Raw genomic sequence first — 14,099 nt, forward strand, 5'->3', positions numbered from 1 at the left:
GCGCTTGGGTGAAAGGAGGAGGGTGAAATCTCCCACGGTCTGTACTGCGCTAACAGTCAGAATCGAGCCTTGTCCCTCCTCCTCCCTTCAAGTCCTACCATACAAGCGAGCCTGCTCGCGAAGAGGCCACCGCCTTACCTCAAACCGGCAAGCTTGTGGTGGACTTGATCTCCGACAACGCCACGATCGAATTCACTTCCTGAATCCCCGGCACCAGCGACAGCTTCTCGAAGAAGAACCGCTCATACGCCTCGATGTCCGCCGCGACAATCCGCAACAGAAAATCCACCGCGCCCATCAGCACATAACACTCCAGCACCTCCGGAAAACCGCGAATCGCCTCGGTGAACTCAGTGAAGTTCGAACGCCCGTGCGCGTTGAGTTTGATCTCGGCGAAGATCTGCGTGTTCAGGCCAATCTTCTTGCGATCGAGCAAGGTCACCTGGCCGCGAATGATCCCCTCCTCCTTCATCCGCTGAATCCGCCGCCAGCACGGCGATTGCGACAGGCCGACCTGCTCGGCGATCTGCGCGCTCGACAGTGAAGCATCCTCTTGCAGCAGGGCGAGAATCTTGCGGTCGTAGCTGTCCAGCTCGCTGTGCATAGAAAAACCTCAATAACAGGATTATGCGAATTGATCTTTGCGATCAGCCGTCATTAACGCCGATCATAGCCAAGAAATACCCCGCGCCGAATGTAAAAATTCCTCCAGAGATTTTGGAGACTCGTCATGCCGCACCTCGAAGCCGTAACCACCTCGCCAACGCGCGCCGATGTCTGGAACGTCAGCAACGCCCATTGCCTGGCGCAATATCAAATCCTCGCCGAGGCCGAGCCGGACTTGCTGGTGCGGGTGCTCAACCTGTTCGCCCTGCAATTCCTCACACCCGAGCAGGTCAACGTGCAGCGAATGGATGACTTGATGTCGATCGACATCGTCATCGGCGGTTGCAGTTGGCATCGCGCGCAAGTGATCGCAGAAAAACTTCGTAACCTGATCAGCGTCTGCTCGGTGAACCTGCAAAACGCCGATAGCGTTTGGGATGCGCCGGCACAAGCGGCCGGCTGACAAATCCGGCAACGGCTTCGTCGGGTAGTGGCCCAACGGTCTGCGGGGTCACGACTATTCTTTTGCGCACTGTCGCTCAAAAGGAAGCCCGCATGTCCGTTCAACTCGCCACTCAGGACCGCTGGCTGGAACTCAACGAGGTGTTGCGTGAACTGGTCGCCCAAGGCTTTATCTGCCAGGACTCGGCGGAGCAGGCGCTGAATGCCCGCCGCCGCCATGCAGCACATGGCCAGATGCACCCACTGGAATTTATCGCCAGCCAGCAACTCGACGACCTCAGCCGTCCGGGCAAGCATCTCGACCTGGAAAGTCTGACCCTGTGGCTGGCACAGCAGGCCGGTCAGCCGTATTTGCGCATCGACCCGCTGAAGATCAACGTCGCCGCAATCACGCCATTGATGTCCTACGCCTTCGCACAACGGCACAAGATTCTCGCCGTGGCGGTCGACCGCGATGCGGTGACCGTGGCCAGCGCCCAGCCCTACGTCACCGGCTGGGAAGCCGATCTGACCCACGTGTTGAAACTGCCGATCAAACGGGTGGTGGCCAACCCGGCGGACATCCAGCGCTTCAGTGTCGAGTTTTTCCGCTTGGCCAAATCAGTGAGCGGCGCCAGCAATGCCGACGCCCAGAGCGGCAATCTCGGCAACTTCGAACAACTGCTCAACCTCGGCGCCAGCGATCAGGAGCCGGACGCCAACGACGCGCACATCGTCAACATCGTCGACTGGCTGTTCCAGTACGCCTTTCAGCAGCGCGCCAGTGATATCCACATCGAGCCACGGCGTGAACAAGGCACCGTGCGCTTTCGCATCGACGGCGTGCTGCACAACGTCTATCAATTTCCCCCGCAGGTGACCATGGCGATTGTCAGTCGCCTGAAAAGCCTCGGGCGGATGAACGTCGCCGAAAAGCGCAAACCCCAGGACGGCCGGGTCAAGACCAAGACCCCGGATGGCGGCGAAGTGGAGCTACGGCTTTCAACGCTGCCCACCGCGTTCGGCGAAAAAATGGTCATGCGGATTTTCGACCCGGAAGTGCTGCTCAAGGATTTCGACCAGTTGGGTTTCAGCGCTGACGATTTGCGCCGCTGGCAGGACATGACCCGCCAGCCCAACGGCATCATTCTGGTCACCGGGCCGACTGGTTCGGGCAAGACCACCACGCTGTACACCACGCTGAAGAAACTGGCGACGCCGGAAGTGAACCTCTGCACCATCGAAGACCCGATCGAAATGGTCGAGCCGGCGTTCAACCAGATGCAGGTGCAGCACAACATCGACCTGAGCTTCGCCGCCGGCGTGCGTGCACTGATGCGGCAAGACCCGGACATCATCATGATCGGCGAGATCCGTGATCTGGAAACCGCTGAAATGGCGATTCAGGCGGCGCTCACCGGACACTTGGTGCTGTCGACCCTGCACACCAACGACGCGCCCAGTGCGATCAGTCGTCTGCTCGAACTCGGCGTGCCGCATTACCTGATCAAAGCCACCGTGCTCGGGGTCATGGCCCAACGACTGGTGCGCACCTTGTGCCCGCATTGCAAGGCGCCGCTGACGCTGGCAGAGGAAGACTGGCAAACCCTGACCCGCCCGTGGCAGGCGCCGTTGCCGAGCAACGCACAACGCGCCATCGGCTGCGTGGAATGCCGCGACACCGGCTATCGCGGCCGCGCCGGGGTCTACGAAATCATGCAACTGAGCGATAGCCTCAAGGCTTTTATCACCCCGGACACCGACCTCACGGCGATTCGCCGCCAGGCATTCAAGGAAGGCATGCGCAGTTTGCGTCTGTCCGGTGCGCAGAAAGTCGCGGCGGGGTTGACCACGGTTGAAGAGGTATTGCGCGTGACGCCGCAGAGCGAGCTCAAATGAGCAAATTGCCATCAATCTGTTTTTAACCCCGGGCCACGCCGTTACACTTGCGCCACTGATCTATCCAACAAGGAATCGTTATGCAGACCGGAAGTGTACTTTTACTGTTTGTGGCCCTGGCCGTCGCCATCCTGTTCATGGGCTTCAAAGTCGTGCCGCAAGGCTTCGAGTGGACGGTCGAGCGCTTCGGTCGCTACACCAACACCCTCAAGCCTGGGCTGAACATCATCATTCCGGTGATGGACCGGATCGGGCGCAAGATCAACGTGATGGAAAGCGTGCTGGATATCCCGCCGCAGGAAGTCATCACCGCCGACAACGCCACGGTGCAGATCGATGCGGTGTGCTTTTTCCAGGTAGTGAATACCGCCCAGGCCGCGTACGAGGTGAACAACCTTGAGCACGCCATTCGTAATCTGCTGCAAACCAACATCCGCACCGTGCTCGGCTCGATGGAACTCGATGCGATGCTCAGCCAGCGTGACAACATCAACGAACGTCTGCTGCGCACCGTCGACGAAGCCACCGCGCCGTGGGGCATCAAGATCACCCGAATCGAAATCAAAGACATCAGCCCGCCTGCCGATCTGATGGCGGCGATGTCCGGGCAGATGAAAGCCGAGCGGATCAAACGCGCGCAAATCCTCGAGGCCGAAGGCTTGCGCGCCTCGGCGATCCTCACCGCCGAGGGCAAGAAGCAGGCACAGATTCTCGAAGCCGAAGGGAGTCGTCAGGCCGCATTCCTCGAGTCGGAAGCCCGTGAGCGTCAGGCCGAAGCCGAAGCTCAGGCGACCAAAGTGGTGTCTGAGGCCATCGCTGGCGGTAACGTTCAGGCGGTCAACTATTTCGTTGCACAGAAATACATCGACGCGCTGGGCAAACTGGCGTCGGCCAACAACAGCAAAGTGATCCTGATGCCGCTGGAAGCCAGTTCGATGATCGGCGCCGTGGGCGGGATCGGCGAAATCGTCAAGGCGACCTTCGACGGCAAGAAGGCCTGAGTCATGCCCACCGAACTGTTCACCTTCTGGAGCTGGCTGGGGCTGGGCACCGTGTTGCTGATCCTCGAAGTGTTCGGGGCGGGCGGCTACCTGTTGTGGATTGGCATGGCAGCGGCCGCTGTCGGCGTCACCACGTTCGTGTTGCCAACCCTGCCGTGGGAGATTCAACTGCTGCTGTTTGCCGTGTTTTCGATTCTCACGGCGCTGTATTGGTGGCGCCGCCAGCGCACGGCAGTGCGCAGCAGCGATCAACCACTGCTGAACCTACGCGGTCAGGAATTGATCGGCAAAGTGTTCGTGGTCAGCGAGGCGATTGTCGATGGTCGCGGCAAGATCAAGGTGGCCGATGGCGTGTGGATCGCTCGCGGGCCGGACACAGCGCTCGGCGAACGCGTGCGCGTGACCGGGCAGCAGGGTGCGGTTTTGCTGGTGGAAAGCGCCGAATAGCCGGGTACGGAACTGGATCGTGGAAATGGCGATCCAACGCCGTAGTTAACCCCTAGGAGTCATCTCATCATGCGTCTCAAATTTGCTGTCGCCACTCTGGCCTTGCTGTCCCTTCCCGTTGGTTCGGCCATGGCGGACAGCTTTTGGCGTAACGTCATTTCGTCCGGTGCGACTACCGGTTCGACCTATCTGACCTTCAAGGATCACAAGCTGATCATCGCCGCACAGGACGATGCCGGCAGTTTCGTTGCCAGTGACGGCGGCATTCGTGGGCCGTATCTGGAAGCCGCGATGCAGAAAGTCCGCGCCGACAATCCGGGCCTGCAGGCGACAGACATGGAACTGGCGAATGCGATTCTGGCGAAGAACGCCGTGGCTTCCGAGTAAGCCGTTCGCCGAAGCAAAAATGCCGCTCAATCGAGCGGCATTTTTTTGCCTGTCTTCTGACCCCAGCACAAAACCCTGTGGGAGCGAGCTTGCTCGCGAAGGCAATTTCACATCCGAAATATGCGGCGACTGACACGCCGTCTTCGCGAGCAAGCTCGCTCCCACAAGGACCGCATACAGTCTGAATGTCAGCGGTAATCATCGACCGGGACACAAGCGCAGAACAGATTGCGATCGCCGTAAACGTTATCCACCCGATTCACCGCCGGCCAATACTTGTGCGCCTTGGTGTGCGCATCCGGGGTAATTCCTTGCTCGATGCTGTACGGCCGCTCCCAGACTCCGGTGACATCCGCGAGGGTATGCGGCGCCCGTTTCAGCGGGTTGTCCTCGGCCGCCCAGTTGCCGTTCTGCACTTCGGTGATTTCTGCACGAATGCTCAGCATGGCGCCGATAAACCGATCCAGTTCAGCCTTGGATTCACTTTCGGTCGGCTCGACCATCAAGGTTCCCGGCACCGGGAAGGACATGGTCGGCGCATGGAAACCGTAATCCATCAGGCGCTTGGCGACGTCTTCCTCACTGATTCCGGTCTGCGCCTTCAATGGCCGCAGATCGAGAATGCATTCGTGAGCCACGCGCCCGTTGCGCCCGGTATATAGCACCGGGAAGGCGCCGGATAAATGCTGCGCCAGGTAATTCGCCGCCAGGATCGCCACTTCACTGGCGTCCGCCAGTTGCGGGCCCATCATGGCGATGTACATCCAGCTGATCGGCAAAATGCTCGCGCTGCCCCACGGCGCCGCGCTGACGGCGCCGTTCTGCGCCAACGGCCCATCGATTGGCACCACCGGATGATTGGCGACGAACGGCGCCAGATGCGCGCGAATGCCGATGGGCCCCATGCCCGGGCCGCCACCGCCGTGTGGGATGCAGAAGGTCTTGTGCAAATTCATGTGCGACACGTCGGCGCCGATGTCCGCCGGTCGCGCCAGCCCGACCTGCGCATTGAGGTTGGCGCCGTCCATGTACACCTGACCGCCGTGTTTGTGGATAACTTCGCAGATCTCGCTGATGCCCTCCTCGTACACACCGTGAGTCGACGGATAGGTTGCCATCAGGCACGACAACTTATCCCCAGCTTCGGCGGCTTTCGCTTTCAAATCCTCAAGGTCGACGTTGCCCGCTTCATCGCACTCGACAATCACCACACGCATGCCGGCCATCTGCGCCGAAGCCGGGTTGGTGCCATGGGCCGAGGACGGAATCAGACAGATATCCCGCGCGCCCTGCTGACGGCTCTCGTGATACTTGCGAATCGCCAGCAGCCCGGCGTACTCACCTTGGGCGCCGGAGTTGGGCTGCATGCAGATCGCATCAAACCCGGTGATTGCGCACAGCCAGCGCTCCAGTTCTTCGATCATCAAGGTGTAACCGAGTGCCTGCTCTCTCGGTACGAACGGATGCAGGTTGGCGAACTGCGGCCAGGTGATCGGGATCATTTCGCTGGTGGCATTGAGTTTCATCGTGCACGAGCCCAATGGGATCATTGACTGGTTGAGCGCCAGATCCTTGTTCTCCAGTTGTTTGAGATAGCGCAGCATCTCGGTTTCGCTGTGATGGGCGTTGAATACCGGATGGCGCAAGTAAGGTGTCTTGCGCTGGAGGTTGTCAGGGATACCGGAAACCAGCACTTCGACGTCGAGTTCGTCGACGTTCAATCCATGATCGGCGCCGAGCAGCACATCGAACAGCTTGGCCACGGTGCTCTCATCGCATGTCTCATCGAGACTCAGCCCCACACGACCGCGCCCGAGAATTCTGAGGTTGATCTGTGCGGCTTGAGCGCTTTCAATGATCGCCGTTTGCGCACCGCCGACTTCCAGCGTCAGGGTGTCGAAGAACTGCGCATTGACCCGGCTGATTCCTTTGCGCTCAAGCCCCGCCGCCAGAATGCAGGTCAGCCGATGGACGCGCTGGGCGATACGTTTCAGGCCTTCCGGACCGTGATAGACCGCGTAGCAACTGGCGATGTTGGCCAGCAGCACCTGCGCCGTGCAGATGTTCGAATTGGCCTTCTCGCGGCGGATATGTTGCTCGCGGGTCTGCAACGCCATGCGCAGCGCGACGTTACCCCGGGCGTCTTTCGACACACCAATGATCCGCCCCGGAATCGCCCGTTTGTATTCCTCGCGACTGGCAAAGAACGCTGCGTGTGGCCCGCCGTATCCCATCGGCACGCCGAAGCGCTGGGATGCACCGAACACCACATCGGCACCCAACTCGCCCGGCGGTGTCAGCAATAGCAGACTCAGTAAATCAGTGGCGACGCAGGCCAGCGCTTGCTGCGCATGCAGGTGATCGATCAATGGCCGCAGATCATGAATCTCGCCGTGGGTGTCGGGATACTGCAACAACGCACCGAACACCTGGTGCTGCTTCAAGTTGTCCACCGCGTCGATGATCAACTCGAAACCGAAGCCTTCGGCGCGGGTCTGCACCACCGAAATGGTCTGTGGATGACAGTTCTCATCGACGAAAAACAGATTGCTCTTCGACTTCGCCACACGCTTGGCCAAAGCCATGGCTTCGGCCGCCGCCGTGGCCTCATCGAGCAGCGAAGCGTTGGCCAGTTCGAGGCCGGTGAGGTCGATGGTCAGTTGCTGGAAATTCAGCAGCGCTTCGAGCCGGCCCTGAGCGATCTCGGGCTGATATGGCGTGTACGCGGTGTACCAGCCGGGATTTTCCAGGACGTTGCGCAGGATGACGGTCGGCGTCAGGGTGCCGTGGTAGCCCATGCCGATCAGACTGGTCCAGACCTGATTCTGCTCGGCATAACCGCGCAGTTTGGCCAGTGCTGCTTGTTCATCCAGCGCGGGGGGCAAATCGAGCGCGCGGTTGAAGCGAATGCCCGGCGGCACGGTCTGTTCGATCAGTTCGACGCGGCTGCCGAGGCCGAGGCTGTCGAGCATGGCTTGTTGCTCGGCGGCGTCGGGACCGAGGTGGCGGCGCAGGAAGGCATCGGGGTCGCGTAACTGGCTCAGGGACGGCAACTGGGACATGACGGGCTCTCTCTTGGCTGGCGCTCGGCGTCAATGCAACACGGTCAAACCAGCATAGCAGCCCATGCCAAGGCTAAATTTTCAAGATCAACACTGACCCTGTGGGAGCGAGCTTGCTCGCGAAAGCGGTGTGTCAGTCGCGGAAGATGTTGAATGTAAAACCGCCTTCGCGAGCAAGCTCACTCCTACAGGGGATTTGTGCCGCCCATGAAAAAGCCCCGACGGGTCGGGGCTTTGGGTATTGCTTAACGCTTACTCGCCGATGGCAGCCTTGTAGGCAGCGGCATCGAGCAGCTTGTCCAGCTCAGCCTTGTCGGTTGGCTTGAGCTTGAAGATCCACGCGCCGTACGGGTCGGAGTTCAGCAGTTCAGGCGAACCACCCAGCTCGTCGTTGACGGCAATCACTTCACCGCTGATCGGCGAATAGATGTCCGACGCGGCTTTCACCGACTCAACCACACCGGCCTGATCTTCGGCAGCGAACACCTTGCCTACTTCAGTCAGCTCGACGAACACCACATCGCCCAGCGCTTCCTGCGCGTGATCGCTGATGCCCACGGTGACGGTGCCGTCAGCTTCCAGACGTGCCCATTCATGACTTTCGGCAAAACGCAGTTCAGCGGGGATATTGCTCATCTTCGGTGTCCTCGGGAATTGGGTCAGCGGTCATGCCCGCCAAAAAAGGTTAGATCAAAGTTTTGCCATGGCGTACGAACGTCGGTTTGACCACCCGTACCGGGTACCACTTGCCACGGATTTCCACTTCGGCGCGGTCGGCGGTTGCCATCGGCACACGCGCCAGGGCAATCGATTTGCTTAGCGTAGGAGAGAAACTACCACTGGTGATCTCCCCTTCGCCAACATCAGCGATACGAACCACCTGATGAGCGCGCAAAACACCGCGTTCTTCCAGCACCAGGCCGACCAGTTTGTGCGCAACGCCGGCGGCTTTTTCCGCCTCCAGAGCAGTGCGACCGATGAACTGGCGCGTGGCCGGTTCCCAGGCAATGCTCCAGGCCATATTCGAGGCCAGCGGCGAAACGTCCTGATGAATGTCCTGACCGTAAAGGTTCATCCCGGCTTCGACGCGTAGCGTGTCACGGGCGCCGAGGCCGATCGGGGAAATGCCGGCGCCGACCAGATCGTTGAAGAACCCCGGCGCCTGACTGGCTGGCAGGCAGATTTCCAGACCATCTTCACCGGTATAACCGGTACGGGCGATGAACCAGTCGCCGTCGGTGTAGCCTTCGAAGGGTTTAAGGTGCTGGATCAGCGTGGCGCGCGACTGGGTCACCAGTTCGGCAATCTTGTGCCGGGCCTGCGGGCCTTGAATGGCGAGCATCGCCAGTTCGGCGCGTTCGTGCAGTTGCACGTCGTAACTACCGCGCTGCGCGTTCATCCAGGCCAGATCCTGATCGCGGGTCGAAGCGTTGAACACCAGACGATACGCATCGTCGAGGCGGTAAACGATCATGTCATCGACGATGCCGCCGCGCTCATTGAGCATGGTGCTGTACAACGCACGGCCGGGGCGGTGCAGACGATCAACGTCATTGGCCAGCAAATGCTGCAGCCAGGCCTTGGCCTGGGTACCGGTGACGTCGATTACGGTCATGTGGGAAACATCGAATACCCCGCAATCGCGACGCACCTCGTGGTGCTCCTCGACCTGCGAGCCGTAATGCAGGGGCATGTCCCAACCGCCAAAATCGACCATCTTCGCGCCAAGGGCGAGATGCAGGTCATACAGAGGCGTACGCTGTCCCATGGGTTTCTCCTTCCGGGCGTGGCGAAGGTGCGGACAGTCGCTGCACAGCGTGAAAGCCTCGTAATAGAAGGCTTTCAACCAATTTCAGCGAAAAGATCTGTCAGACGAACCGCACCGAATGCCGCGCATTGTAGCCGCATGATTCAGGACTCACTACTAAGTGTTTCGATGGGCAGAGCGGCGAATCAGGCCGATGACCGGTAACAACCCGACCAGAACCAGGGTCAGCGCCGGCAATGACGCCCGTGCCCATTCGCCTTCGCTGGTCATTTCAAAGATGCGTACGGCCAGCGTGTCCCAGCCAAACGGGCGCATCAGCAGGGTCGCGGGCATTTCCTTGAGCACATCGACGAACACCAGCAGCGCCGCGCTCAGCGTGCCGGGCAGTAACAGCGGCAGATACACTTTGAAAAACAGTCGCGGCCCACTGACACCCAGGCTACGTGCCGCTTCGGGCAAAGATGGCCGTATACGCGCCAGACTGTTTTCCAATGGTCCATAAGCCACGGCAATAAAACGCACCAGATAGGCCATCAACAATGCCGCCAGACTGCCGAGCAGCAACGGCTTGCCGGCGCCGCCAAGCCAAGCGGAGAGCGGAATCACCAGTTCGCGATCCAGATAACTGAACGCCAGCATGATCGACACCGCCAGCACTGAACCCGGCAAGGCGTAGCCAAGATTGGCCAGACCAACTCCAGAGTTGATCGCCCGAGTCGGCGCCAAGCGCCGGGCAAACGCCAGCAGCAGCGCAACGCTTACGGTAATCAGCGCCGCCATGCCGCCCAGATAAAGGGTGTGCAGAATCAGCCCGGCGTAGCGTTCATCGAGATCGAAACGCCCGCGCTGCCAGAACCAGACAACCAGTTGCAGCACCGGAATCACGAAGGCGCAGGCAAACACCATTGCGCACCAGCTCATTGCCGCGAGCGCCTTGAACCCGCGTAAGTGATACAGGGCTTTGACCCGTGGCCGCTCGTTGCTCGCCCGATTGGCGCCACGCGCACGACGCTCGCCATACAGCACCAGTATCACCACCAGCAGCAACAGACTCGCCAGTTGCGCCGCACTCGGCAGGCTGAAAAAGCCGTACCAGGTCTTGTAGATGGCCGTGGTGAAGGTGTCGAAGTTGAACACCGACACTGCGCCGAAATCAGCGAGGGTTTCCATCAGCGCCAGCGCTACGCCGGCGCCAATCGCAGGACGCGCCATTGGCAACGCCACTCGCCAGAAAGCTTGCCACGGCGACTGACCGAGTACTCGCGCGGCTTCCATCAGGCCTTTGCCCTGCGCGAGAAACGCGGTGCGCGCCAGCAGGTAAACGTAGGGATAGAAGACCAGCACCAGCACGATGATCACCCCGCCGGTGGAGCGCACGCGCGGCAGGCGCAGGCCTGTGCCGAACCATTCACGCAGCAGGCTCTGTACGGGACCGGCGAAGTCGAGCAGGCCTACGAAAACGAAGGCCAGCACGTACGCGGGGATGGCGAAGGGCAGCATCAGCGCCCAGTCGAGCCAGCGCCGCCCGGGGAATTCGCAGAGGCTGGTGAGCCAGGCGAGGCTGACGCCGAGCAGTGTCACACCGACACCGACGCCAACGACCAGCGTCAGGGTGTTGCCGAGCAGACGCGGCATCTGGGTTTGCCACAGGTGCGACCAGATTTGTTGGTCGATGGTCTGCCATGAGAGCAGCAGAACGCTCAGCGGCAACAGCACCAGCGCGGCGATGGTGAAGACGATGGGGTACCAGCGGCGTTGGGCGGGGTGGGCCACTTTTGGGTCTCTGGGGGGATTGGGGTGTTCTTGGATGAGGTGTTTCAGGTTGAGATTGCTGCCCTCACCCTAACCCTCTCCCAGAGGGAGAGGGGACTGACCGAGGTGCTCTTTCGATTTACGCCGACCTGAATTATCGAGCCGAACTCAAGTGTCGAAAACAACACAAGTCGACTCCCTCTCCCGTGGGAGAGGGCTGGGGTGAGGGGCTGGTTTTTGAATCAAACAAATCTTTCGAAACGATTCAGTTCCAACCCGCCCGATCCATCATCCGGATCGCCTCGGCCTGACGCTTGCCCGCCACTTCCACCGGCAAGGTATCAGCAATGAACTTGCCCCACGCCGCCACTTCTTCGGAAGGCGCCACCGCCGGGTTGGCCGGGAATTCCTGGTTCACGTCAGCAAAAATCTTCTGCGCCTCAGGCGTGGTCATCCACTCGACCAAAGCCTTGGCCGCTTCCGGGTGTGGCGCATGCTTGGTCAGACCGATGCCCGACAGGTTTACGTGTACGCCACGATCCGCCTGATTCGGCCAGAACAGTTTTACCGGCAGCTCCGGCTTCTGCTTGTGCAGGCGACCGTAGTAGTAAGTGTTGACGATGCCGACGTCGCACTGGCCGGCGTTGATCGCTTCCAGCACCGCTACGTCATCGGAGAACACGTCGGTGGAGAGGTTATTCACCCAGCCCTTGAGGATTTCCTCGGTCTTCGCCGCGCCGTGGACTTCGATCATGGTCGCGGTCAGCGACTGGTTGTAGACCTTCTTCGCCGTGCGCAGGCACAAGCGCCCTTCCCAGTTCTTGTCGGCCAGCGCTTCGTAAGTCGTCAGTTCACCCGGCTTCACCCGTTGAGTCGAATAGGCGATGGTCCGCGCGCGCAGGCTCAGGCCAGTCCAGGCATGAGTCGAAGAGCGATATTGCAGCGGAATGTTGGCGTCGATGGTTTTCGAGGTGAACGGCTGGAGAATGCCCATCTGCTCGGCTTGCCAGAGGTTGCCAGCGTCGACGGTAAGCAGCAGGTCGGCGGTGGCGTTTTCACCTTCGGCCTTGATGCGCTGCATCAGCGGCGCTTCCTTGTCGGTGATGAACTTGATCTTCACCCCGGTCTTGGCGGTGTAGGCATCGAACACCGGTTTGATCAGTTCATCGATGCGCGACGAGTAAACCACCACCTCATCAGCGGCCTGAGCGGTTGTACTGCCGATCAGGGTCAGGGCCAGTGCGGTCAGAAGACGCTTGGGTGCCAACATGGGAGTGGTCTCTCGGTCGGAAAATGTGGGCCAAATGATAAGGACTCACATTTACCACCTCAATCGAACTCTTTTTGAAGGAGTTACCAGATGTTGCACAGCCTGAAATCTTTGGTGTCGGCTCTGGCCCCTTCGCGAGCAAGCTCGCACCCACAGGGTTTGATGTGTTCACAAAATTGATGTTTCACACCGACCACTGTGGGAGCGAGCTTGCTCGCGAAGAGGCCGTCAGCCTCAATACAGATGTCAGGCCTTGGCGAGTGCCGGCAGATCCCCGGTCAACCCCAAAGCCTCCCGCACAAACAGCGCCTTCGCCTCCGGCATCTGCTCCACCAGCTTCAAACCGGCATTCCTCAACCAGCGCACCGGCAACGGATCCGCCTGGAACAACCGCTCAAACCCTTCCATCGCTGCCATCAGCGCCAGGTTATGCGGCATGCGCCGACGTTCGTAACGGCTCAGCACTTTCACATCCGCCAGACGCTCACCGCGCTCCGCAGCCTGCAACAACACTTCGGCCAGCACCGCCGCATCGAGGAAACCAAGGTTCACACCTTGCCCCGCCAACGGGTGAATGGTGTGCGCCGCATCGCCAATCAGCGCCAGACCTTCGGCCACATAACGTTTGGCATGCCGCTGACGCAGCGGCACGCACAGTCGCGGATCGGCACTGATGACTTCGCCGAGACGGCCTTCAAAAGCGCGCTCCAGCTCACGACAGAAATCCGCTTCGTCCAGCGCCATCAAGCGCTCGGCCTCACTCGGCGTGGTCGACCAGACAATCGAGCACCAGTCCTGCTGCCCGTCACGTTCCAGCGGCAGAAACGCCAGCGGCCCGTGATCGGTAAAGCGCTGCCACGCGGTCATCTGGTGCGACTTGCTGCTGCGCACGCTGGTAACGATGGCGTGATGCAGGTAATCCCACTCACGCGTCGCCACACCGGTCAGACGTCGCACTGCCGAGTTGGCACCGTCAGCGGCAATCACCAGCGGCGCGCGCAACTGTCGACCATCGGCCAGCGTCAGCAGCCAGTCATCACCGGAGCGACGCATCTGTTCCAGCCGCGCATTGGCCAGCATGCCCAGATCGCAATCGTGCAAACGGTCGAGCAAGGCATCCTGCACCACACGGTTTTCGACGATGTGGCCAAGCACCTCGGCATGCACGCTGCTCGCCGAAAAGTGAATCTGCCCGGTGCCGCTGCCATCCCACACGTGCATGTCGGTGTACGGGCTGCTGCGGCGTGCGGCGATGCCATCCCACACACCGAGGCGTTCAAGAATGCGCTGGCTCGCCGCTGACAGGGCGCTCACGCGCGGTTCAAACGCAGCTTCAGCGTCGAACGGTTTGACGCTCAGTGGGCTGCCGTCGAGCAGCAGGACTTCGAGCCCGCTGTTCTGCAACGCCAACGCCAGGGCGCTGCCGACCATTCCGGCTCCGACAATCAGCAGATCTGCGCGCATGT

Annotated in this window: 12 protein-coding genes; 5 read left to right on the top strand and 7 right to left on the bottom strand. The window is 60.5% G+C overall.

The window, feature by feature from the left end; genetic code table 11:
* Positions 1–139: 139 nt before the first annotated feature.
* Complete coding sequence (locus tag GTU76_RS02405) at positions 140–604, bottom strand: Lrp/AsnC family transcriptional regulator (protein ID WP_016983809.1); 465 nt, start codon at positions 602–604, stop codon at positions 140–142.
* 126 nt (positions 605–730) lie between these two features.
* On the opposite strand from GTU76_RS02405, the gene GTU76_RS02410 reads away from it, so the two are divergent.
* From GTU76_RS02410 to GTU76_RS02430, 5 genes are all read left to right on the top strand, one after another.
* Positions 731–1,069 carry a hypothetical protein gene (locus GTU76_RS02410; protein ID WP_016983810.1) on the top strand — a complete coding sequence of 113 codons (339 nt, stop codon included), beginning with the start codon at positions 731–733 and terminating at the stop codon, positions 1,067–1,069.
* 92 nt (positions 1,070–1,161) lie between these two features.
* The gene (gene tfpB, locus GTU76_RS02415; RefSeq protein WP_175555588.1) at positions 1,162–2,946 is read left to right on the top strand and encodes a type IV pilus assembly ATPase TfpB; all 1,785 of its coding nucleotides are present in this window, start codon (positions 1,162–1,164) and stop codon (positions 2,944–2,946) included.
* An 80-nt stretch (positions 2,947–3,026) separates the two neighbouring features.
* Entirely contained in the window at positions 3,027–3,947 is a 921-nt protein-coding gene (locus tag GTU76_RS02420; RefSeq protein WP_016983812.1) for an SPFH domain-containing protein, read from the top strand.
* 3 nt (positions 3,948–3,950) lie between these two features.
* Positions 3,951–4,394 (top strand): NfeD family protein, encoded by a 444-nt coding sequence (locus GTU76_RS02425; RefSeq protein WP_016983813.1) that lies wholly within the window; start codon positions 3,951–3,953, stop codon positions 4,392–4,394.
* Positions 4,395–4,463: 69 nt separating this feature from the next.
* Entirely contained in the window at positions 4,464–4,781 is a 318-nt protein-coding gene (locus tag GTU76_RS02430; RefSeq protein WP_016983814.1) for a DUF2388 domain-containing protein, read from the top strand.
* A 188-nt stretch (positions 4,782–4,969) separates the two neighbouring features.
* On the opposite strand, the gene gcvP is transcribed toward GTU76_RS02430, so the two are convergent.
* From gcvP to GTU76_RS02460, 6 genes are all read right to left on the bottom strand, one after another.
* Positions 4,970–7,843: an aminomethyl-transferring glycine dehydrogenase gene (gcvP, locus tag GTU76_RS02435; RefSeq protein ID WP_180698012.1), complete on the bottom strand. Its 2,874-nt coding sequence runs from the start codon at positions 7,841–7,843 to the stop codon at positions 4,970–4,972.
* 252 nt (positions 7,844–8,095) lie between these two features.
* A complete protein-coding gene (gene gcvH, locus GTU76_RS02440) occupies positions 8,096–8,479 on the bottom strand; it encodes a glycine cleavage system protein GcvH (RefSeq protein ID WP_016983816.1) in 384 nt (127 codons plus the stop codon).
* Positions 8,480–8,528: 49 nt separating this feature from the next.
* A complete protein-coding gene (gcvT, locus tag GTU76_RS02445) occupies positions 8,529–9,611 on the bottom strand; it encodes a glycine cleavage system aminomethyltransferase GcvT (RefSeq protein WP_016983817.1) in 1,083 nt (360 codons plus the stop codon).
* A gap of 156 nt (positions 9,612–9,767) precedes the next feature.
* Positions 9,768–11,384 (bottom strand): ABC transporter permease subunit, encoded by a 1,617-nt coding sequence (locus GTU76_RS02450; protein ID WP_180698013.1) that lies wholly within the window; start codon positions 11,382–11,384, stop codon positions 9,768–9,770.
* Positions 11,385–11,628: 244 nt separating this feature from the next.
* Entirely contained in the window at positions 11,629–12,633 is a 1,005-nt protein-coding gene (locus GTU76_RS02455; protein ID WP_016985925.1) for an extracellular solute-binding protein, read from the bottom strand.
* Between the two features lie 246 nt (positions 12,634–12,879).
* Positions 12,880–14,097, bottom strand: a complete 1,218-nt coding sequence (locus GTU76_RS02460) for a 2-octaprenyl-3-methyl-6-methoxy-1,4-benzoquinol hydroxylase (RefSeq protein ID WP_175555749.1) — start codon at positions 14,095–14,097, stop codon at positions 12,880–12,882.
* Positions 14,098–14,099: the final 2 nt, after the last annotated feature.

It is taken from the genome of Pseudomonas crudilactis (assembly GCF_013433315.1).
GTDB classification, from domain to species: domain Bacteria; phylum Pseudomonadota; class Gammaproteobacteria; order Pseudomonadales; family Pseudomonadaceae; genus Aquipseudomonas; species Aquipseudomonas crudilactis.